Here is a 22419-nt window from a genome sequence, read left to right on the forward strand (position 1 = left end):
CCGAGGCGCTACCGTCCGGTGCCCGCGTAGACGACGGCTGTCTCGGTGCCGCCCAGCTCGAAGGTGTCGTGTACGGCGCGGACGGCGGTGTCGAGGTCGCTGTCGCGGCACACCACCGAGACGCGGATCTCCGAAGTGGAGATCATCTCGATGTTGACGCCGGCCTCGCCGATGCAGGCGAAGAAGGACGCGGCGACGCCGGGGTGCGAGCGCATGCCGGCGCCGATCAGGGACACCTTGCCCACGTGGTCGTCGAAGAGCAGGCTCTTGAACTTGATCTGTTCCTTGATCTTGTCCAGCGCCGCCATCGCGGAGGGGCCGTCGGCCTTGGGCAGCGTGAACGAGATGTCGGTGCGGCCGGTGCCCTCGGTCGACACGTTCTGCACGATCATGTCGATGTTGATCTCGGCCTGGGCCACCGTCTCGAAGATGCGGCCGGCCGAGCCGGGCTCGTCGGGCACGCCGACGATGGTGATCTTGGCTTCGCTGCGGTCGTGGGCGACCCCGGTGATCAACGCTTGTTCCACGTCCAGATCCTCCATCGATCCCGTGACGACAGTGCCCTGCTTGTTGGAGTACGACGAGCGTACGTGGATCGGCACCTTGAACCGGCGCGCGTACTCCACGCATCGCAACATCAGTACCTTCGCGCCGCCGGCCGCCAGCTCGAGCATCTCCTCGTAGGTGATCTGCTCGATCTGGCGCGCGTCGGGGACGATCCGCGGGTCGGCGGTGAAGACGCCGTCGACGTCGGTGTAGATCTCGCAGAGGTCGGCGTCGAGGGCCGCGGCGAGCGCGACAGCGGTGGTGTCCGAACCGCCCCGGCCCAGCGTGGTGATGTCCTTGGTGTCCTGCGAGACGCCCTGGAAGCCGGCGACGATCGCGATGGCCCCCTCGTCCAGCGCGGTGCGCAACCGGCCGGGCGTCACGTCGATGATCCGGGCCTTGCCGTGCACCGAGGTCGTCAGCACGCCGGCCTGCGAGCCGGTGTACGACCGGGCCTCGAACCCGAGGTTGTGGATCGCCATCGCGAGCAGCGCCATCGAGATGCGCTCACCCGCGGTCAGCAGCATGTCGAGCTCGCGGCCGGGCGGCAGCGGGCTGACCTGGTTGGCCAGGTCGAGCAGGTTGTCCGTGGTGTCGCCCATGGCGGAGACCACGACCACGACGTCGTTCCCCGCCTTGCGAGCGTCCACGATCCGCTCCGCCACGCGCTTGATGCGCTCGGCATCACCCACGGACGAACCGCCGTACTTCTGCACCACCACGCCCACGGCAGTCGACTCCCTCCGCGCCGCACGTGCCGACGCCGCCGGCATTCCGGCCGGCGGCGTCGGTCGAGTCAATCGCAGACCAGACTAGCCGCGCCCGTCTCGATCTTTGACAGGCGATCCCAGCATCCGGCCCTGTGGGGGCCGCCACGGGCCATATTCCCTCCAGACACGCCATGCCACGCGACACGCCGGGAGACGGCGCGGGCGTCTGGGCGCGGAGAGGCGAGAATGTCTCGATGCGCTCCCGCCCCGCCTCGCGTGTGCTGCCCGCGTTGGCCGCCCTGCTGACCGCCGGCGTCGCCGCCTGCGGCGACGCGGCGCCCGCGAAGCCCGTCCCCTCGTCGTCGCCCGCCGCGGCGCCCGAGGCCGCGGACGCCCGCATCGAGCTGGCGGCCCGCGCCGCCCGGGCCGAGGACCACCGCTTCGCGGCGCTCTACACGTTCGTCGCGCCGGGCGAGGCGCCGCGCTCGATCATGGCGACGGTCGCCGCGGACGGCACCTGGCGGGTGGACATCCCCCAGGGCATGCTCGGGGGTACGGCGGACGTGGCGATCGCCGAGACCGCGGCGGGCGTCTTCCAGTGCGCCATCCCGTCGGCCACGAATCCGGTCGTGCCCTCCTGCGTACGCGTCGCCGACCGGGGTGAGCGGGTGCCGAGAAAGTACGACCCCAAGGTGGAGCGGGTCTTCCGGCAGTGGCTGCCCGTCTTCACCGACCGCCAGGCCGCCCTGTCGGTGACCGCCGCCCAGCCCCTGTCGGGCTCGACGGGAAGCTGCTTCTCGGTCGACACGATCTCCGCCTCGCTCTCCGCGCCGGTCGACGTCGGCATCTACTGCTACGGCGACGACGGCCTGCTGACGGCGGCGAAGGTCACCTTCGGCACGCTCACCATCGCGGGCACGCCGGCTCCGCCGCCGCCCACCGTCACCCTTCCCGGACCGGTGGTCGGCGGTAGCCCGATGGGGTTGGCGTCCCCGCCGCCCACGACGCCTCCGGCGACGAAACCGGCCGCGGGAGCGTCGGCGGGAGCGGTCGCGCCAGCCGTCACCCCGTCCGCGTGACGTGTCCCGCGTGACCTCCGGTTTCCCACGATCCGGGCGTACAGTTAGCGACGGCCCAGTTGATCACATAGGGTGACGTTCGACATGTGGCATGCGCTCCTTCTTCGCTGCCGCGACGAGGCCCCAACCGAGGCCGGCACCTCGTCGCGGAGTTGACGCGCGCCGGTCGGTCCTCGTGAACTGACCAACCTTGTAGGAGCTCGCATGTCAAGCGACGTAACCGTCGATCCGATCGCCCGGCAGCGTCCCAGCCGGATGCCGTTCGCGCGCTACACCCCGTACCAGCAGCAGTTCGCCGTTGATCTGCCCGACCGGCAATGGCCGTCGCGGCGCATCGAGTCCGCACCGCGGTGGTGCGCGGTGGACCTGCGCGACGGGAACCAGGCCCTGATCGACCCGATGTCCCCCGAGCGCAAGCGGCGCATGTTCAGCCTGCTCGTCGCCATGGGCTACAAGGAGATCGAGGTCGGGTTCCCGGCCGCCAGCCAGACCGACTTCGACTTCGTCCGCCAGCTCATCGAGCAGGACCTGATCCCGGACGACGTCACCATCCAGGTGCTGGTGCAGTGCCGGGAGCACCTGATCGACCGCACGTTCGAGTCGATCCGCGGCGCCAAGCGCGCGATCGTGCACTTCTACAACTCGACGTCGACGCTCCAGCGCCGGGTCGTCTTCGGCCTGGACAGAGACGGCATCACCGACATCGCCACCACCGGGGCCCGGCTCTGCCAGAAGTACGCGGAGATCCACACCCCCGACACCGAGATCTTCTACGAGTACTCCCCGGAGTCCTACACGGGCACCGAGCTGGACTACGCGGTGGAGATCTGCTCGGCGGTCATCGACGTCATCGACCCGACCCCGGACCGCCCGCTGATCATCAACCTGCCGGCGACGGTCGAGATGGCCTCCCCCAATGTGTACGCGGACAGCATCGAATGGATGCACCGCCACCTGCCCCGCCGCGAGAGCATCATCCTGAGCCTGCACCCGCACAACGACCGGGGCACGGCCGTGGCCGCCGCCGAGTTGGGCGTGCTGGCCGGCGCCGACCGCGTCGAGGGCTGCCTGTTCGGCAACGGTGAGCGCACCGGCAACGTCGACCTGGTGACGCTGGGGCTGAACCTGTTCTCCCAGGGCGTCGACCCGATGATCGACTTCTCGAACATCGACGAGATCAAGCGCGCGGTGGAGTACTGCAACCAGCTGCCGGTGCACGAGCGCCACCCGTACGTGGGCGACCTCGTCTACACGGCGTTCTCGGGCTCGCACCAGGACGCGATCAACAAGGGCCTGAGCGCCCTGCAGGCGGACGCGTCGGCGGCCGGCAAGGACGTGGACGACTTCACCTGGGGGGTCCCCTACCTGCCGATCGATCCGAAGGACGTGGGCCGCACCTACGAGGCGGTCATCCGGGTCAACTCCCAGTCCGGCAAGGGCGGCGTCGCGTACATCATGAAGGAGGAGCACAAGCTCGACCTGCCGCGCCGGCTGCAGATCGAGTTCTCCGGCGTGGTGCAGCACGTCACCGACGCCGAGGGTGGCGAGGTCGGACCGCAGCAGATGTGGGACATCTTCGCGACCGAGTACCTGGTCGACCACCAGCGGTTCGGCGTTGTCGAGCTCGACCGCTACTCGACGGCCACGGTGGACGGCAAGGTCGAGGTCGAGGCGGAGGTCCGGCATCGCGGCACCCGGCGCCCGCTCACCGGGGTCGGCAACGGCCCGATCGACGCGTACGTGCAGGCCCTGGAGCCGCTGGCGATCAAGGTGCGGGTGCTCGACTACGCCGAGCACGCGCTGACCTCGGGCGAGGACGCGCAGGCGGCGGCCTATGTGGAGTGCGACGTCAACGGGCGCACGGTGTGGGGCGTCGGCCTCGACGCCAACATCGTCACCGCGTCCATCAAGGCCGTGACCAGCGCCGTCAACCGCGCTCGCTGAGTTCTCCGGTACGCCGCCGGTTCATGCCGGCGGCGTACCCCGGCGCGCGGGACGCTTCGGGCAGGGATGACGTCGGGAGCGAAACGGGCATGCCTTGCATACGCTTGTGTCGTGCCCCCTCCCCCCGCTTCTCGCTGGTCCTTGCGGCTCGCCGCCGCCCTGCTCGCCACCCTCGCCGCGGCCGGCTGCGAGGTGACCGTCACCGACTCGGGCTCCGGGCCCGGCGACACCAGCTCCACCAGAAACTCCGAGGACGTCCGGGCCCGGCTGGCCGGGTTGACCGTCACCAAGGCGGGGTCGATGCGCGCCTACAGCCGCGACAAGTTTCCGCACTGGCGCAGCACCGGCGACAACTGCGACGTCCGGGACACCGTCCTCAAACGGGACGGGACCAAGGTCAAGGTCTCCGGCTGCAACGTCGTCGCGGGTACGTGGGTCAGCGTCTACGACGGCGACCGGCTCACCGACCCGGCGAAGGTCGACATCGACCACATGGTGCCGCTGGCCAACGCGTGGCGCTCGGGCGCGAGCAGCTGGACCACTGATCGGCGGGGGGATTTCGCCAACGACCTGGACGACCCTCAGCTCGTCGCGGTGTCGGCGGCGTCCAACCGCTCGAAGGGCGACCAGGATCCGTCCACGTGGAAGCCCGAGCGCACCGACGCCTGGTGCCAGTACGCCGCCGACTGGATTACCGTGAAGGCCCGCTGGAAATTGACGGTGACCGAGAAGGAGAAGGCCGCGCTCACCGACATGCTGAAGGGTTGCCGATGACCGACGCGAACGTTCGGACCACGGACATCGTCGCGGGCCAGGGCGGGGTGATGACCGACGAGGTCGGCGTCATCACCGGCGACCTGACCCTGCGCACCGAGCTCTCGGGCGCCTCGGTCGTGGTCCGAGCCCAGTACAAGGACGCCGACGAGTGGTACACCGTCACCGGAGCCAAGGCCGAGGTGAAGGACCCGGCGGACCTCGATGCCGTGCACGCCGTCGCGGTCGGCATCCTGCACCGGCCCGACGGATGACCCGCAACAAGCTTTACAGATAGATGGAAACCTATGTAGCGTCGGGCATGCCCAAACCCGCGCTCACCCGCCTGCTTGCCGTGGCAGTGCTGGGCCTGCCCCTGGTGGCCGCTCTCGCGCAGGCGTCGGCCCGGACGCCGTCCGACACCCCGGCCCTCACCAGCGTCATTCCCGCCCCGATGCGGGTCACCCCCGACTCCGGCACGAGCTTCCGACTCGGGCCCCGGACCGTCATCCGGACGCAGCCCGGCTCCGACGCGGCGCGGGCCGTCGGCGAACTGCTGGCCGAGGAGTTGCGCCCGGCGACCGGCTATCGGCTGCCGGTCGAGTCGACGGCACGCCGGGGCACACCGTCGGTCAGTCTGCTGCTCGACGCGGGAGGCACGCCGGTCGGCGCCGAAGGCTATCAGCTCACCGTCACCCGCTCCGCGATCACGATCCGGGCGGAGCAGCCCGCCGGGCTCTACGCCGGAACGCGGACGCTGCTGCAACTGCTGCCCACGGAGATCGACTCGCCGACCCCGGTCCGGCGCTCCTGGGTCGTCGCCGGTGGCGGCATCGTCGACCGCCCTCGGTTCGCCTACCGCGGGGCGATGCTGGATCTGGCCCGGCACTTCCACACCCCCGACGAGGTCAAGCGCTACGTCGACGAGATCAGCCGGTTCAAGGTCAACCACCTGCACCTGCACCTCTCGGACGACCAGGGGTGGCGCATCCAGCTCGACAGCTGGCCGCGCCTGACCACCGTCAGCGGCGGTCCGGGCACCGGGGTCGACGGCGTCGGACCCGGCTTCCTCACCAAGAGCCAATACCAGGATCTCGTCGGGTACGCCGCCAAGCGGTTCGTGACCATCGTTCCGGAGATCGACATGCCCGGGCACGTGAACGCCGCCCAGGTCGCGTACCCGGAGCTGACCTGCGACGGGGTGGCTCCGCCGCCGCGCACCGACACCGCGGTCGGGTACAGCTCGCTGTGCATCGGTTCGGAGACGACGTACCGGTTCGTCGAGGACGTCATCCGTGAGCTGGCCGCGATCACCCCGGGGCCGTACCTGCACCTCGGCGGCGACGAGGCGCATGCCACGGCCGAGGCCGACTATCTGACCTTCATGCGGCGGGTGCTGCCGTTGGTGGCGAAGTACGGCAAGACCGCGTACGGGTGGAACGAGATCGCCAAGTCGCCGGCGTCGGCCACCGCGATCGCCCAGTACTGGGGCACCGCGCCCAGCAACGCCACCCTCGCGGACGCGGTCACGCGCGGCACCAAGGTGGTCATGTCGCCCGCCAACCAGGCGTACCTCGACATGAAGTACGACCGGAACACCCCGCTGGGCCTGTCGTGGGCCGGCTACATCGAGGTGCGGACGGCCTACAACTGGGATCCGGCCACCCGGGTCGCCGGCGTCGGCGAGCCGGCCGTCCTCGGCGTCGAAGCTCCGCTGTGGTCGGAAACCCTGCGCACCCTCGACGACATCGAGTTCATGGCGTTCCCGCGCCTGCCAGCCATCGCCGAACTGGGCTGGTCCCCGGCGGCTACCCACAACTGGGAGTCCTTCGCCACCCGCCTCGGCGCCTACGGTCCCCGCTGGACCCTGCGAGCCGTGAACTTCTATCCGTCGCCACAGATCGTGTGGGGTTGAGGGCGACCACTTACGCAGAATGAAGGGCATGGGGATCCGTTCTGGAGCGTCAGCTCCTTGGATCCCCATGCCCGGCCTCGACGGGAGTTGCGGTCAGCACCACCCACCGAGCTACGACAAGAAGCTCTTGAACTTGATCTTTATGCCGGTGTCTCGGACGGACGACGACCCGACACGGTCTCGTTCTCCTCGATCGGGAAGTGGCAGGCCGTCTGGTGGGAGGCCGGGTCGTCGAGGCGCACGACCAACGGCGGTTCCTCGGTGGCGCAGATCTCCTGCGCCTTCCAGCAGCGGGTCCGGAAGCGGCAGCCCGACGGCGGGTTGATCGGGCTGGGCACGTCGCCGGTCAGCAGCACCCGCTCGCGCTGGGCCCGGTCGCGGCGGACCGGGTCCGGCACCGGAACGGCCGACATCAACGCCACCGTGTACGGGTGACGAGGGCTCTTGTAGAGCTGGTCGCGGTCGGCGATCTCGACGACCTTGCCGAGGTACATGACCGCTACCCGGTCCGAGATGTGCCGGACCACCGACAGGTCGTGCGCGATGAACACATAGGTCAGGTCGAACTCGCGCTGCAGGTCGTCGAGGAGGTTGACCACCTGCGCCTGGATCGAGACGTCCAGGGCGGAGACCGGCTCGTCGGCGACGATCAGCTTGGGCCGCAGCGCCAGGGCGCGGGCGATGCCGATGCGCTGACGCTGACCGCCGGAGAACTCGTGCGGGTAGCGGTTGTAGTGCTCCGGGTTGAGGCCGACCAGCTTGAGCAGGTCCTGCACCGCGCGCTTGAGGCCGTTCGGCGTCGGCATCTTCTGGATCTGCAGCGGCGCCGAGATGATCGTGCCGACCGTGTGCCGCGGGTTCAGCGACGAGTACGGATCCTGGAAGATCATCTGCACGTCGCGGCGGAGCGGGCGCAGGCCCTTGTTGCCCACGTGGCTGACGTCGCGACCCTCGAAGACGACCTTGCCGGCGGTCGGCTCCAGAATGCGGGTCATCAGGCGGCCCGTCGTGGACTTGCCGCAGCCGGACTCGCCGACCAGGCCCAGGGTCTCGCCCGCCTTCACGGACAGGTCGATGCCGTCGACCGCGCGTACCGCACCGACCTGGCGCTTGAGCAGGCCCTTCGTGATGGGAAAGTGCATCTGCAGGCCGCTGACCTCGAGCAGGTTCTCATCGCTCATCTTCTTATCACTCCCGCTCGCGCTCACAGGTTCGGAGCGACTTCCTGCTCGAAGGTCGTCCGGCGCTGATCGGCCGACATGTGGCATGCGACCGCGTGCACGCCGCCGCGCAGCTCCGGGACCTCGGTGTAGGAGCGGTCGCCGTTGCGGCCCGCGTACGGGCAGCGGGGGTGGAACGCGCAGCCGGACGGCAGGTTGATCAGGCTCGGCGGCGTGCCCTTGACCGGGGTGAGCCGGTCGCGAACCTCACGGTCGAGGCGGGGCATCGACCCCAACAGCCCCCACGTGTACGGGTGCTGCGGCTCGTGGAACACGTCGGCCGCCGGGCCGCGCTCGATGATCTTTCCGCCGTACATGACCAGGACGTCGTCGGCGAGCTCGGCCACGACACCCAGGTCGTGCGTGATCATGATGACCGCAGAGCCGAACTCCTCCTGGAGGTCCCGGATCAGGTCGAGGATCTGCGCCTGCACGGTCACGTCGAGCGCCGTGGTCGGCTCGTCCGCGATCAGCAGCTTCGGGTCGTTCACCAGGGCCATGGCGATCATCGCGCGCTGGCGCATACCGCCGGAGAACTGGTGTCCGTACTCGTGGAAGCGCTTCTCCGGCTGCGGGATGCCGACCCGGGCGAGCATGTCGATCGTGCGCTCCCGGGCCTCCTTCTTGGAGGCCTTGGGGTTGTGCACCCGGTACGCCTCCACGATCTGCGCCCCGACCGTGTAGTACGGGTGCATCGCGCTCAGCGGATCCTGGAAGATCATCGCCATCTTGCCGCCGCGCAGCAGGCGCACCTGCTCGTCGGTGGCGGTGACCAATTCCTGGTCGTCCAGCCAGATCTGGCCGGAGACCTTGGCGTTGCTCCGGGTGCGGTGCAGCCCCAGGACGGCGAGCGAGGTGACGCTCTTGCCCGAGCCCGACTCGCCGACGATGCCGAGGGTCTTGCCGCGCTCGACCGCGAAGGACGAGGAGCTGACCGCCTGGACGATGCCGTCGTCGGTCTCGAATCGAACGGTGAGGTCCTTGACCTCCAGGAACGGCCGGGTGCCGCGGTCGCCCGGCAACGTGAGGCCCGCGAGGGAGTCTGTCGACATGTTTCTCTCCTCAGCCCAGCCGTACGCGCGGGTCGATCACGCTGTAGAGCAGGTCGACGATGAGGTTGATGATCACGATGAAGGCCGCCGCGACCAGGGTCACCCCGAGGATCACCGGCAGGTCGTTCTGGCGGATGCCCTGGAGCGCCTGATATCCGAGGCCGCGCAGGTTGAACACCTGTTCGGTGAGGATGGCACCGGCGAGCAACGCACCGAAGTCGAGGCCGAAGATGGTGACGAGCGGGGTTAGGCCGGAGCGCAACGCATGCTTGCCGATCACGGTCCGTTCGCGAAGGCCCTTCGACCGCGCGGTGCGGATGTAGTCCTCGCCGAGCGTCTCGAGCATGTTGGCGCGAGTGAGCCGGGCGTACGTGGCGGCGAAGAGGAACGCCAGCGTGACCCAGGGAAGGATCAGGCCGCCGAACCACGCCCCAGGATCCTCGGTGATGGGCGTGTAGCCCGTGGCCGGAAGCCAGCCGAGTTCGTGGACGAAGATCAGCAGAGCCACCTGGCCGGTGAAGTAGATGGGTAGCGAGACGCCGGCCAGGGCTCCCGTCATCGCCGCCCGGTCGAGGAAGCTTCCTCTTCGAAGGGCGGAGAGCACACCGGTCGCCACGCCGATGAGGACCCACAGGACGGCCGCACCGACCGCCAGCGACAGCGTCACCGGGATGTCACTGAGCAGCAGCGGGGTCACCTCCTGCTCGGTCTTGAACGAGTAGCCGAGGCAGGGCGCGTCGCAGTGCGTCACGTCGTTGCCGTTGGCATAGTCCCGGCCGACCACCAGGCCCTGCAGGAACTTGCCGTACTGCACCGGGATCGAATCATCGAGGCCCAGCTTGGTCCGGATGCCCTCCAGCGATGCCTCGTCGGCGGTTTTGCCGATGTAGAGCAGCGCCGGATCACTACCCGTGATCGTTGGCACGGCGAAGAAGATGCCGAACGTCACCATCGTGACCACCAGCAAAGTGATCACGGCGTTGACGATCCGCCGGATGAGATAACTCAGCACGACATTCGGCCGAACAGCGAGCGGGCGCCGATTCCTCGCGGAACCGGCGCCCGCCAACTGCGGGCGGCCTTCACCTGCCCTTCGATCTACCCGTTACTTGAATGCGGGCAAGGTTTTGTTACTTACCGTCGCTGACGCCGAGGGCCTGGAAGTCGACCATGCCGAACGCGTCGTGGATGTAGACGTTCGTCAGCCGCGGGTTGCGGTAGTTGAGCGCCTTGTCGAAGACGAACGGCAGGTAGTACGCGCCGTCCATGACCTTCGTGTTGATCTGCTTGTAGATCTCCGCGGCCTTGGCCGGGTCGGTCTGCAGCGCGGCGTCGTCAAAGCCCTTGTCGATCGACGGGTCGTTGATCTCGGCCAGGTTGTAGTTGCCGTTCTTCTGGATGTAACGGCTGTCCACCAGGGCCTGCATGTAACCGGTGCCGGTCTGCCAGTCGGCACCCCAACCGCCGATGATGATGCCGTAGCCCTTCTTGTGGACGTTGTCCGGCGCACCCGTGACCGACGCGACCTGCGAGCCGTCGTACTGGTCGATGGTGGCCTTGATGCCCACGGCGCCCAGCGCGGCCTGGAGCGCCTCAGCGGTCTTGACCTCGGCGGGACGGTTGTTGCGCACCGCGATGATCGTGTTGAAGCCCTCCGGCTTGCCACAGGCGGTCAGCGCGGCCTTGGCCTTGTCAGCCTGGGGCTTGCCCGCCAGACGACCGTAGGGGTCGAACTTCGGGTCGGAGCCCTCGATGTTCGGCGGCAGCATGTTCGTGCCGATGTCACCGCCGGCCACCGGACCACCGCGAGCGGTCTGCAGCGAGGTCGGGTCGGCCGCGTAGATCACGGCCTTGCGGCACTCGATGTTGGTGAAGGGCTCGACCTTGCTGACGAGCGCGGCGTACCGGATGAAGCCGGTGGACGGCGCGTCCGCGTAGGCCTTCTTCTTCGGGTCCTGCAGGATCTCGGCGCGGGCCTTGGCCTGCACACCGGTCTGGCCGACGTCGAGGTCGGCGGTGCCGGCCTGCAGTCGCGAGTCCAGGTCCTCGGCGTTGGTCGTGATGGTCAGGTTGACCGCTTCCGGCAGCGCCTTGCGGATCGTGTCGGTGCTGGCGTCCCAGTGCGGGTTGCGGACCATCTTGAGGCCCTTGCCCGGGGTGTACTCGGAGATCATGTACGGACCCGAGGCGGCCGGCTTCTCGCCGTACTTGGCGCCGGTGTCGCGCGCCTTCGGGACGGGGCCCGCACCCGGCATCGCCAGCAGGTAGGGCAGGTCACCGAACGGCTTGGCGAGCTTGAAGACGATGGTCGTGTCGTCCGGCGTCTCGACCGACTTCAGGCCCAGCTTGTTCGGGTCGGTGTCCTTGTAGGGGCCGGGGTACTTCTGGCCCTGGTCCAGGTGCTCGATCAGGTACGTCGGGCCGCCGGGAACGACGTCCTGCGCGAAGACGCGCTCGATGCCGTACTTGACGTCCTTCGACGTGATCGGGCTGCCGTCGTCGAACTTGATGCCCGGCTTCAGCTTGAAGGTGTAGGTCTTCTTGTCCGCGCTGATCTCGGGCTCGGCCGCCGCCAGGTCGGGCTTGAGCTTGAGGCCGTCCTTACCCGGGGACGAGGCGTAGTCCATCAGCTTGCGGGTGTAGAGGCGGTTGAGGTTCCACACGAAGGCGTAGTAACCCCGCACGGGGTCCCACGAGTCGGCATCCTGCGAGCTCCAGAGCTCGAGGGTGCCACCCTTCTTGTCGCTGGCGTTGACGACCGACGTGACCGCGGCGTTGAAGGCGCTCTTGCCCTCCGCCGTCTTGCTGTCGCTGGAGTTGCCACCGCAAGCGGCGGTGAGCCCCAACGCGACGACGGCACCAACGGCCGCCACCGTCCTTGTCTTGCTGACCACCTGTTCTCCTACCTCCTCGAAACGGAACCAGCGGCTCCGTGAACCATGCGATGGTGCACCGGGGGCACCGCCGTCACCCTCAGGTGATCAACGGGCCTTCGGATCGAGGGCGTCCCGCAGGCCATCACCGAACAGGTTGAAGGCCAGCACGGTCATGAAGATCATGACGCCCGGAATGATCATGTACATCGGATCCGTCGTGTAGTAGCTCAACGCGTCCGACAACATGCCGCCCCACGAGGGGTTCGGTGGCGGAATGCCCACGCCGAGGAAGCTCAGCGCGGCATCCGTCAGGATGTTCGTGGGGATGATCAGAGTGGTGTAGACGAGGATCGGCGCGGCCAGGTTGGGCAGCAACTCCCGGAAGAGGATGCGCCCGGACCGGGCACCGAGGCTCTTCGAGGCCTCGACGAACTCCCGCTCCCGCAACGAGAGCGTCTGCCCCCGGACGATGCGGCCGATGTACGGCCAGCCGAAGAACCCGATGACGCCGATCAGCACGATCACCCGCGACCAGCGCCCGTCCAGGCCGAACAGGTCCTTGGGCAGGACGGACACCAGGGCGATCGCGAAGAGCAGCTGCGGGAACGCCAGCAGGAAGTCCATGACCCGGCTGACCACCGAGTCGACCCAGCCGCCGAGGTAGCCGGCGGCGAGGCCGAAGACGGCACCGAGGAAGGTGGACAGAAACGCGGAGAACACCGCCACGACCAGCGTGGTCTGCGCACCGTAGAGGATGCGGCTGAAGACGTCGCGACCCGTCGTCGGCTCGACGCCGAAGATGAAGTCCTTGCTGATGCCACCCCAGGCGCCGAGCGGCGTCTGGATCGTGGGATCGATCTGGTCGTTGTGGAACTCGTTGATCGGGTGACCGAACCACCGGGTGAGCAGCGGCGCGAGAACCGCGAGGAGCACCAGGAAGATCACGACCGCGCCGCCGGTCATGGCGACCTTGTCGCGCTTGAGCCGCCGCCACGCGATCTGCTTCAGCGACCGGCCGGCGACCGCCTTCTCGCCGCTGTCGCGAATGTCGGCGGGGTCGTCGGTGGGCGCCGAACGCTCATCGGTTATCGACGCCTCTGGGCCGATCGACATCTAACCGCCGGTCCTTTCCCCGGCCACCGGCCACCACAGGACTACCCAAAGTTCCGGAAACCGGGTGAAACCCGTTCACCGAACGCATTGGCTCCCGCAGCGCTCCGGCAACCGATCGGTTACGAAAGCCTCGAGTGCCGTCTCCCGAAATCCAAACCTGGTCGGTTGGTCAACGGGAGCACCGGATGGCGTGTGTGCCGCCATCGTTAGGAACATTCACCTACTGCGGGGACGTGGTCAAGGCCACAAGCAACTCGCGACTGCTGTTCGTGTCTCGCCTGTGATGTGACCGTTATCTGAGAGCCCGACAAGATCACAAAGTACGCTCTACGAAGTCGAGAAGCAGGAGATAAAGGGCAACTGATCCGCGTGACCGTGACGAAACAGAGCGAGACGAGAGTGCGGCCGAGCGGCCCATGAGCACCTCATACGACCGAGGGGGGGCTAGGTGGTCAACACCGACCATTAGGCCGATGGCACAAATTCCTTTTCGAGAGTCACCTTCATTTATCGTCATTGATAAATATGGTTCCGCCGCACCCGATCAGACGGCGCGACGACCCTCGAAGGCCCGCCCCAGGGTGATCTCGTCCGCGTACTCGAGATCGCCGCCGACAGGCAACCCACTCGCCAGCCGGGTCACCGCGATTCCCATCGGCTTCACCATCAGCGCCAGATAGGTGGCGGTCGCCTCGCCCTCGGTGTTCGGGTCGGTGGCGAGGATCAACTCCCGGACCTCGCCCGTACCCAGCCGGACCAGAAGCTCCCGAATGCGCAGATTGTCGGGCCCGATGCCCTCGAGCGGATTGATGGCGCCACCCAGGACGTGGTAGCGGCCACGGAACTCGCCGGTGCGCTCGATCGCGACGACGTCCTTGGGCTCCTCGACGACGCACAGCACCTCATTGGTACGACGCGTGTCGCGGCACACCCGGCACTGCTCGGCCTCGGCAACGTTAAAGCAGGTCGTGCAGAACCGGACCAGCTCCTTCACCTTGCGCAGCGACGTCGCCAGCCGGTTCACGTCGGCGGGATCCGCGGAGAGAATGTGGAACGCGATCCGCTGGGCGCTCTTCGGGCCGACGCCCGGAAGCCGGCCGAGCTCGTCGATCAGGTCCTGGATGGCGCCCTCGTACACAGGCTCAGAATCCCGGCAGAGTCAGGCCACCGAGACCGCCGGTGGCCGGACCCATCTTCTGCTCGGTGAGCTCCCGCTGCGCCTCCGCGGCATTGTGGATCGCCGCGAGCACCAGATCCTCGAGCGTCTCGACGTCGTCGGCGTCGACCGCCTTGGGGTCGATCTTCACGGACTTGAACTCGCCGAGCCCGGTCACCACCACGCTGACGAGGCCACCGCCGGCAGTGCCGGTGAGCTCGGCCTCGGCCAGCTCAGCCTGCGCCTGGGCGACCTGCTGCTGCATCTTCTGCGCCTGCTTCATGATCTGCTGCATGTTCGGCTGTCCACCGGGGCGCATACAAACTCCTCAGTAAGGGGGATGGTCGGCTCCATTGTCCCGCGCGCGGCGGCGAACCGCGGCAGCCGGGTCAGGACTCGCTGATCTTCTCCGCCCCGAAGGCCTCCTGCAACAGCCGCACCGCCTGCTGCTCACTGCTCTGCCGCGCCGTCTTCTCGTCGATCACATCGTCAAGCGGCTCGTCGCCGGGATCGAACCCTTCCCACGAGGAGCCGTCGGCAGGCGCCGCGACGGGCGCCGCGACGGGCGCCGCGACGGCTCTGGCGGCGCGGATCGGACCGTCGTACTCGGGGTCGTAGGGCGCCTCCTCGGTCGGCGACCCATCGGACCAGGAGCTACCCCCCTCGGCGCCGCCTCTGGCGGCCCCGGCCTTAACGGCTCCGACTCCAGCTCCGGCTCCGGCGGCTCCAGCTCCGGCGGCTCCAGCTCCGGCGGCTCCAGCTATAGCGGCTCCGGCCTTAGCGGCTCCAGCTCTAGCGGCGGCTGCTCGGGCGGCTGCCGCCTTGGCTGCTCCCGCTGCAGCGGCTCCGACTCCGACTCCGGCCGCGCCGTCCTGTCCCTGGCGGGCTGCCGCGGCGTTGGTCGCGCTGCTCTGGGCAGCAACCGCGGCGCCGTTCGAGGCAGCGGGGGCCGCGGATCGGACAGCCGGGGGCGCCGCGCCGCGGGCAGCCGCGGCTCGCGCCGCAGCGATCCCTCCCGAACCCGGTCCACCTGGTGGTGGTGAGGCTGACCCGTCGAAGCCTGGCCCAGCGGAGCCCGACCCGTTGACGCCGCCGACCATCCCTGGTGGATCGTTGTGGGAAGCCGTCCGCACCTCGGATGCCGGGTTCCTGTCGTCAGCCGTCCCGCTGGCCACGGTCTGAGCGTGCGCGGCCTCCGAGCCGTCGACACCCCCGGGACGGGCAGGCTCGGGCCACTCCTCGTCGGCGTCGGCCGCCGGCGAAGAGTCCCGCGACGGAGCCGCCGCTCGGCCTCCGAGCCCGCCGGGCTTGACGGGTTCCGGCCAGCCCCCGTCGTCCTCCTCGTCAGCCGAGCCCTGCGGCGCGGTCGCGGTCTGCCGAGCGGAAGCGCCCGATCCGTGACGCGTCTGAGCCGGCATCCGCTGCTCCGGGGCGTCCGCCACAACCGGCCGCGTCCGTTGCGGCCCCGCGTCCTGCGGGCCACGCGGATCCTGCGGACCGGCGTCCCGCCCACCGCGCGAATCCGGCAGACCCTGCTCACCACGCGACTCCTGCAGACCCTGCTCACCGCGCGAATCCTGCAACCCACGCGCAGCCTGCGGACCGGCATCCTGCCCACCGCGCGAAGCCTGCGAACCGACGCCCTGCTCACCACGCGAATCCTGCAACCCACGCGCAGCCTGCGGACCGGCATCCTGCCCACCGCGCGAGTCCTGTGGTCCGGCGTCGTCCTGTGGACTGCGCGAATCCTGCGGGTTACGCGGAGCCGGTCCGCCACCGCCCTGGGGTCCCCGGGGCGCGGGACGTCCGCCCGGGCCCTGCGAGGAACCTCCCTCGCCCGCCACATCGCACCGGATCTGCCAGCGGCCGCCGAGTTCCTCATAGAGCGCGTCGGCGATGAGCTGCGGCTCGGCGGCGACCATCCGGGCGTGTGCCGGAAAGCGGAACGTCAGCACGACGGTCTGACCCTCAAGCTCGCGCACCGTGGCGCCCTGAGCCAGCGCGGCGATCTTCTTACTCTTGCGGCCGACCACCACCATGATCTGGGGCCAGACCTCACGGATCGATGCCACGGTGAGCTGCCCGGGCACGGAGGCGACGGCGATCCCCGGCTCCTCGGGCGCATCGGGCATCAGCCCGGCCGGCTCGGGCCGCCGCGGCTCCGGGGCCGGCGACACCGGCTCGACGCCGGGCGACACCGGCTCGACGCCGGGCGACACCGGCTCGACGCCGACGCGCTCAGCGGGCGACTCCCAGGCCGAAGCGTCGCCAACGGACGAGGACCCCGGAACGACACCGGAGGACGCCAACTCCGCACCGTCACCGGGCGCCATGGACGACGCCGCCGGAAGCGCATTCGACTCTGCGGAGTCCGCTGCGGCGGAATGCGACGGACTCGAAACCGGCGACGTGGAATCTGGCGTGACCACCTGCGACGCGCCCGACGCTGCGGAAGCAGGAGCAGTCGCGCGATCCCCGATCTCCGCCGGTGGTGCAGCCGATCCTGGTTGGCTCGCTGGTGAGACCGCCGTCCGAGAACGCAACTCTGAGGTGCCGTCATGCTCGCCGGACGCCACGTCAGACGATGACACCGCCGGCGCCGACCCCGTGCCGGACGTCGCGGCCGGCTGTGACACAACCGGTGCTTGCCCCGTGGCAGACGTCGCGGCCGGCTGTGACACAACCGGTGCTTGCCCCGTGGCAGACGTCGCGGCCGGCCCTGACACCACCGGTGCTTGCCCCGTGGCAGACGTCGCGGCCGGCCCTGACACCACCGGTGCTTGCCCTGTAGCGGGAGCTGCTGCCCCTGACTGGCCGCGTCGCGCCGCCGCTGCTGCCGCGCGGGCCGCGGACAACCCGACGCCCGCGACCGATGATGCGGCGGTGCCCGACGGCTGTGCCGCGGCCGGGGACGGGTGCTCCAAGTGCGCGGGTTCGTGGTCGGAGGTGAGGGTGAGCCGCCGTTCCATGCGCTCCAACCGCTGCAGCAGCGCGCCGCTGGAGTCGTCGGCGCCGGGCAGCAGCATGCGGGCCGTGATCAGCTCGAGGAGCAGCCGTGGTGCGGTCGTGCCGCGCATCTCGACCAGGCCGTTGTGCACGATGTCCGCGCAGCGGGAGAGGGTCGCGGGGCCTAGGCGGGTGGCCTGGGCGCCCATCTGCTCGAGCTGGTCGGCCGGGCCGTCGATCAGGCCCTTGGTGACGGCGTCCGGAACCTGTTGCAGGACGATCAGGTCGCGGAAGCGTTCGAGCAGGTCGGACGCGAAGCGGCGCGAGTCGTGGCCGGCCTCGGCGACCCGGTCGATGGTCTGGTAGGCCGCCGCGCCGTCGCCGGCGGCCAGCGCGTCGCACATCTCGTCGATCAGCGCCGCATCGGTGACGCCGAGCAGAGACACAGCTCGGGCGTAACTGACGCCCTCGGGTCCGGCACCGGCGATGAGCTGGTCGAGAACCGACAGCGTGTCCCGCGCGCTGCCCCCGCCCGCCCGCACGACCAGGGGAAAGACCGCCGGGTCGACGTGGGTGCCCTCGGCCTCGGTCAACTGCTGAAGGTACGGCCGGAGCACCGCCGGCGGAATCAGCCGGAACGGGTAGTGATGGGTCCGCGACCGGATCGTGCCGAGCACCTTCTCCGGCTCGGTCGTGGCGAAGATGAACTTCACGTAGTCGGGCGGCTCCTCGACAAGCTTGAGCAGCGCGTTGAAGCCCGCCGACGAGACCATGTGAGCCTCGTCGATGACATAGATCTTGTAACGGCTGCTGGCGGGGGCGAAGAACGCCTTCTCCCGCAGCTCCCGCGCATCGTCGACGCCGCCGTGACTGGCCGCGTCGATCTCGATGACGTCGATCGACCCGGTGCCGTCGTTGGCCAGCGACTTGCAGGAGCCACAGACGCCGCATGGCTCGGGAGTGGGACCCTGCTCACAGTTGAGCGAGCGGGCGAGGATGCGCGCGCTGGAGGTTTTGCCACAGCCTCGCGGGCCGGAGAAGAGATAGGCATGGTGCAGCCGCCCGCTGCGCAACGCCTGCGACAGCGGCTCGGTGACGTGCTCTTGCCCGATGACCTCGGCAAACGTGCGAGGACGATACTTGCGGTAGAGGGCCAGTGCCACTCCTGCCTCCTCCTGACGACCGCGCCATTCTCCGTCGAGGGTGTGACAAGAACAAACGGCGTGCCCCAGAAGTGAAGGACCCCCCGTGCACCCGCCAGAGCCCGCTTATCCTTGCTGCCTTCCGGCCCTGGGGAGGTTCACGGGGTACGCGCCGCACGAGGGGCTGGTGAACAGCCTACCCGGCGCGATCGACGGGCCACCGGGTGGTCCCGCCGAAACCGGCGCGACGGGGTCTGTATCCTGTCGGACGGAGGATTCGCCTAGAGGCCTAGGGCGCACGCTTGGAAAGCGTGTTGGGTTCACACCCTCACGAGTTCGAATCTCGTATCCTCCGCCAGCCTGAACAGGCACAACGCAAGGGCCGACCCCCGAGGGGGATCGGCCCTTTCGCGTGAGCGGCCTCAGCTGCTCATCAGACGGTGGATCCGCCGGACGACGCCCACCGTGACAGCTCCGAACCGCCGTCCTGGCTGATACGGAGCCGTCCTGGCTGATACCGAGCCGCCCTGGCTGATACCGAGCCGTGCTCATCCTCCGTCGGTCTGACCAGCGCAGACGCTGAAAGGGCCGGACCCAGGGTCCGGCCCTTCGCCTATGGGTCGCCCCGCGTCGATCGCGCGACTGACCGGTGTAGCTGTCGTTTTCGGATGGCCTCGGTGCGCCACCGCACAACAGGGGCTCAGCGGCATAGACCTATATCTGCGCCGCCGCGATGGCGTCCTCCACCTCCGGGAAGATGGCGAAGTATCGGCTCAGGCCGACGGTGTCGAGCAGGTCCACGAGGAAGCGGTTGGCGCCGGCGAAGCTCAGCCAGCCGCCTCGGGCGGTGATCACCTGCTTGGCGGTGATGAAGGCGCTGAGCCCGACGGAGTCGCAGAAGTTGAGGGCTGACAGGTCGACCACGATTCGCGGAACCGGCCGCTCCAGCAGGTCGGCGAGGAGGTCATGGAGTTTGGGGGCGGTGTCGGCATCGAGCTCGCCGCTCAGGCGGAGCACGGCGACGTCGGTTCGGTGGTCGGTCACAGTGGCCTGCATGGCATCGCTTTCGTCCTGGTTGGGTGGTTTCACAGGTTAGATGTGTCCGATCAGGCGATGGCGCACAAAGGGTCCGTCCAGATAGCGCAGAAGAATCCGCATTGCGCAAAGCAACGCCGGGGCATTGCGCCCGCAATGCCGGCAGCGCGCGGAACGCCGCGCCGGCCAGACTGTCCGCGCCGCGCGGAACACAGCGCCGGCCAGGCTGTCCGCGCCGCGTGGGAGGGACCGCGCCGGCCCGGAACGGCAAGAGGATGCCGGGCCAGCCCCGGACGGTGAGCATGTGCCGCACCGGAGGTCCGAGCAAGAAGGCCCGCACGGATCTGACGCGAAAAGCGCCACGCGCCGGCGGCCAGGCATGGCACCTGACAGGTCCAGCGGCAAGCCGACACAACGGCGACGGGCCAGCGCGACAGGCCGGCGCGGGGCCGACAGGCGCGGGGCCGACAGGCGCGGGGCCGACAGGCGCGGGGCCGACCGGCGCGGGGCCGGCAGGCGCGGGGCCGACAGGTCGGGACCGGGGCAACAGGGCGGCGCAGTAGGCGCCAAGATTGGGTCAGGGCAACGGAAACGGGCCGGACCCCGTGGGGTCCGGCCCGTTTCGTCGGCTGGCCGAGAGAAGATCAAGTGCGGCGCAGCCCGGCTCCTGGCGTCTTACAGCTGACGCCACTGCCAGCGTGGGCCACGCCACGCGTCTGCCAGGATCAGCGCTGAGGCTTTTCCTGGACACTGCTGCACCTTGGATTTGCCCTGGGGGCCGCCCATCTGGGCTTCCACCTCCCAGACTTCCCCGTCAGTGCGGACGTAGACGTCCCGGCGCGCAAGTCGGACGTCACCATTCCACCAGTGCTGCTCAACTCTCACGTGTCGACCTTATGACAGATATCGACGCGGCTGCGCGGTGCGAATCTGCGAAAGTTTTTCGCCGGCAGGACGAAGCGCGTTGTCCGATCCGGTGGTTTTCCGCGCCACCACTTGCGCCGGGGGGACATATTAGGGCGGCTTCCTTCCTGGCACTCTGCGTAGTTGTCGCAGGTCGCGCAGGGATCGAGAGACGACGAGACGGTACCGGTGCGCGCTCGGCGTCTGGCCAGCTCATTTGATCATGTCAACGAGGCGGTCGGCGGCGGGGGCTCGAACCCGAAAGAGAGAAACGGACACGGTGCGTGATCAAGCCCCGAAAGAGTGAGCCGACGATGCGTCGCATTTGAGGCTTTGGCGATCATCGGCGTGAGCGAATGGCGACCTCACCTATGGGCGCCGTCTTGTAATCAAGGCACCACAATGAGTGAGCATTCGATCGTGGCGTGCTGACGGACCTTTCCCGGAAAGGTCGGGGGCTTCACTTCAGCCGGGCGTACTGCTCGGCCAGGAGCGTCTCGGTGATCTGCGCGGTCGCCAGCGGCTTTCCATCCTCGGCGACGACGATCACGACCACGTCTCCGGCCGCGGCGGCGCTGAGGCTGAACCAGGTGCCATCCGTGTCTCGGACGGGCGCTGTGCTGAGCAACGACCGGCCTTGCGGCACTGCCGGCACTTCGGTGTCCCTGTACTCATCGTTGACCTTGTAGAGGTCGAAGATGTCCCGTGCGTAGAGCGCGGCGTTCTTGGCGCCCCTGAACCTCAGGAGCAGGACACTGACCCCGATGCCGTCCTTCTGGATCCACCGGCGCTCGTAGCCTCTGGCGTACTTGTGTCGCCGCAGATAGTCGTCATCGCCGGTGACATCGGCGGCGGACTCCCTGCTCAGGCGCCGGTCGCCCGGCACCAGTCGCTCGGGGGGAGTAGGGGGCTGCGCCTGACCGGGGCGCGTCGGCTCGGGAATGGGATCCGCCGGCCGCTCCGCACCCGCCGGGGTCGGGATCAGGTAATCCCGCAGGTCCTTGTCGTGCGGGGCGAAGCCCTCCACGACCACCACGTCCGGGCGGTGGTCAAGGGCGGAGTAGACCATCCCGGCGATGCCGGCGACGACGGCACAGGCGAGCAGCGCGGCACCGGCCCGGATCGCGATCCGCTTGCGCCGGTGCGCCCGGAGCTCGGCCGGAGACGTCTCCACCAGGTCGTCCGCCCAGAGATAGCCGCGCTCGGGTCCAGAACCCCGCGCGGGATCGGGAGGCGAAGAGGAGGAGGAGACGCTCACGGCGGACATTGTGCAGCAGGACCACTCGGTCTCGACAGACGCCGCCCGGCGGCGGCGTCACCGGGGCCGGGACGGCAGCGGCCGGGCTGTGTGCCACGGAACTTCGCGGTACGCCGTACTTATAAAAAGCCGCGCCTGTTGTCTCCTTCGGGGCGTGGCGCTGCACTGGAGCCGATGCAGCCGCTACCGTCACTCGCTGAGAGCTGAAGTTCCGTGGGGGGATTCGTGTCGACTTTCGCTGCCGCCGTCGCTCGGGGCAAGAACGGCTGGACGGCGTCCGAGCTGGAGCTCGCCGGTCTGGCCGACATCGATGAGGTGGTGGACCGGCTTCGGGACGCTGAGCCCGATGCCGAGCTGTCGCTGCTGTTCGTCGAGGCCGACGACCAGTATCTGGTCATCTTGCGACTCGACGAGGGCGAGGACCTGCGGGTCTTCGGTTCCGACTCGGCGTTCGCCGACGAGTCGAGGGTGGGCGCCCTGTTGCTGGCCGACGTGGAGACGCCGGCCCTCGAGATCGACGAGCTGGCCGCTCCGCGGGGCGGTGACGACGAGGACGAGGACGAGCGGCCGGCCGCCGATCCCGACGCCGATCCGATCGGTGACGTGGAGTTGCTGGCCGACCTCGGCATCGGGTCGCACCGGCTGCTGACGCTCTGCGGGCTCGAGGGCATGCTGCCGTCCGACGTGACCGCGGAGATCTGCCAGAAGCTCGGGTGCGGCGACGAGCTGGAAGAGCTGCGCGAGGCGTGATACCCCGCCCGCTGCACGAGA

General features: G+C 69.0%; 17 protein-coding genes, 1 tRNA gene and 1 other RNA gene. 7 read left to right on the forward strand and 12 right to left on the reverse strand.

Annotated features, from left to right (window positions below):
• Positions 1 to 8: 8 nt before the first annotated feature.
• Positions 9 to 1274 (reverse strand): aspartate kinase, encoded by a 1266-nt coding sequence (locus AB0M36_RS31620; RefSeq protein WP_364165010.1) that lies wholly within the window; start codon positions 1272 to 1274, stop codon positions 9 to 11.
• A 236-nt stretch (positions 1275 to 1510) separates the two neighbouring features.
• On the opposite strand from AB0M36_RS31620, the gene AB0M36_RS31625 reads away from it, so the two are divergent.
• The 5 genes from AB0M36_RS31625 (at position 1511) to AB0M36_RS31645 (ending at position 6947) form a co-directional block, all read left to right on the forward strand.
• Entirely contained in the window at positions 1511 to 2335 is an 825-nt protein-coding gene (locus AB0M36_RS31625) for a hypothetical protein (protein WP_364165013.1), read from the forward strand.
• Between the two features lie 204 nt (positions 2336 to 2539).
• On the forward strand, positions 2540 to 4279 hold the full coding sequence (leuA, locus tag AB0M36_RS31630) for a 2-isopropylmalate synthase (RefSeq protein ID WP_364165015.1): 1740 nt from the start codon (positions 2540 to 2542) through the stop codon (positions 4277 to 4279).
• A 111-nt stretch (positions 4280 to 4390) separates the two neighbouring features.
• Positions 4391 to 5053, forward strand: a complete 663-nt coding sequence (locus AB0M36_RS31635) for an HNH endonuclease family protein (RefSeq protein WP_364165018.1) — start codon at positions 4391 to 4393, stop codon at positions 5051 to 5053.
• Positions 4948 to 5307, forward strand: coding sequence for a hypothetical protein (locus AB0M36_RS31640; protein ID WP_364165021.1), 360 nt, complete (start codon positions 4948 to 4950; stop codon positions 5305 to 5307). The genes AB0M36_RS31635 and AB0M36_RS31640 overlap by 106 nt, the downstream gene beginning before the upstream one ends.
• A gap of 23 nt (positions 5308 to 5330) precedes the next feature.
• On the forward strand, positions 5331 to 6947 hold the full coding sequence (locus tag AB0M36_RS31645) for a beta-N-acetylhexosaminidase (protein WP_364165024.1): 1617 nt from the start codon (positions 5331 to 5333) through the stop codon (positions 6945 to 6947).
• A gap of 140 nt (positions 6948 to 7087) precedes the next feature.
• On the opposite strand, the gene AB0M36_RS31650 is transcribed toward AB0M36_RS31645, so the two are convergent.
• From AB0M36_RS31650 to ffs, 9 genes are all read right to left on the reverse strand, one after another.
• On the reverse strand, positions 7088 to 8128 hold the full coding sequence (locus AB0M36_RS31650; RefSeq protein ID WP_364165027.1) for a dipeptide ABC transporter ATP-binding protein: 1041 nt from the start codon (positions 8126 to 8128) through the stop codon (positions 7088 to 7090).
• A gap of 23 nt (positions 8129 to 8151) precedes the next feature.
• Positions 8152 to 9219 (reverse strand): ABC transporter ATP-binding protein, encoded by a 1068-nt coding sequence (locus tag AB0M36_RS31655; protein WP_364165030.1) that lies wholly within the window; start codon positions 9217 to 9219, stop codon positions 8152 to 8154.
• 10 nt (positions 9220 to 9229) lie between these two features.
• Positions 9230 to 10231: an ABC transporter permease gene (locus AB0M36_RS31660; protein ID WP_364165033.1), complete on the reverse strand. Its 1002-nt coding sequence runs from the start codon at positions 10229 to 10231 to the stop codon at positions 9230 to 9232.
• A 118-nt stretch (positions 10232 to 10349) separates the two neighbouring features.
• A complete protein-coding gene (locus AB0M36_RS31665; protein ID WP_364165035.1) occupies positions 10350 to 12113 on the reverse strand; it encodes an ABC transporter substrate-binding protein in 1764 nt (587 codons plus the stop codon).
• 87 nt (positions 12114 to 12200) lie between these two features.
• The gene (locus AB0M36_RS31670; protein WP_364165038.1) at positions 12201 to 13208 is read right to left on the reverse strand and encodes an ABC transporter permease; all 1008 of its coding nucleotides are present in this window, start codon (positions 13206 to 13208) and stop codon (positions 12201 to 12203) included.
• Positions 13209 to 13752: 544 nt separating this feature from the next.
• On the reverse strand, positions 13753 to 14346 hold the full coding sequence (gene recR / locus AB0M36_RS31675) for a recombination mediator RecR (RefSeq protein ID WP_364165041.1): 594 nt from the start codon (positions 14344 to 14346) through the stop codon (positions 13753 to 13755).
• Positions 14347 to 14350: 4 nt separating this feature from the next.
• Positions 14351 to 14659: a YbaB/EbfC family nucleoid-associated protein gene (locus AB0M36_RS31680; protein ID WP_071807148.1), complete on the reverse strand. Its 309-nt coding sequence runs from the start codon at positions 14657 to 14659 to the stop codon at positions 14351 to 14353.
• Positions 14660 to 14753: 94 nt separating this feature from the next.
• Positions 14754 to 18473: a DNA polymerase III subunit gamma and tau gene (locus AB0M36_RS31685; protein ID WP_364165044.1), complete on the reverse strand. Its 3720-nt coding sequence runs from the start codon at positions 18471 to 18473 to the stop codon at positions 14754 to 14756.
• A 74-nt stretch (positions 18474 to 18547) separates the two neighbouring features.
• Positions 18548 to 18638, reverse strand: an RNA gene (ffs, locus tag AB0M36_RS31690) — signal recognition particle sRNA small type.
• Between the two features lie 84 nt (positions 18639 to 18722).
• Here ffs and AB0M36_RS31695 point away from each other — a divergent pair.
• Positions 18723 to 18810: transfer RNA gene (locus AB0M36_RS31695), tRNA-Ser, on the forward strand.
• 356 nt (positions 18811 to 19166) lie between these two features.
• On the opposite strand, the gene AB0M36_RS31700 is transcribed toward AB0M36_RS31695, so the two are convergent.
• Positions 19167 to 19508 (reverse strand): STAS domain-containing protein, encoded by a 342-nt coding sequence (locus AB0M36_RS31700; RefSeq protein ID WP_364165047.1) that lies wholly within the window; start codon positions 19506 to 19508, stop codon positions 19167 to 19169.
• Positions 19509 to 20850: 1342 nt separating this feature from the next.
• On the reverse strand, positions 20851 to 21648 hold the full coding sequence (locus AB0M36_RS31705; RefSeq protein ID WP_364165050.1) for a hypothetical protein: 798 nt from the start codon (positions 21646 to 21648) through the stop codon (positions 20851 to 20853).
• A gap of 225 nt (positions 21649 to 21873) precedes the next feature.
• On the opposite strand from AB0M36_RS31705, the gene AB0M36_RS31710 reads away from it, so the two are divergent.
• Positions 21874 to 22398 (forward strand): tRNA adenosine deaminase-associated protein, encoded by a 525-nt coding sequence (locus AB0M36_RS31710; RefSeq protein ID WP_364165053.1) that lies wholly within the window; start codon positions 21874 to 21876, stop codon positions 22396 to 22398.
• The last annotated feature ends 21 nt before the right edge of the window (positions 22399 to 22419 follow it).

This window comes from Actinoplanes sp. NPDC051346 (genome assembly GCF_040682215.1).
Taxonomy (GTDB): Bacteria; Actinomycetota; Actinomycetes; order Mycobacteriales; family Micromonosporaceae; genus Actinoplanes.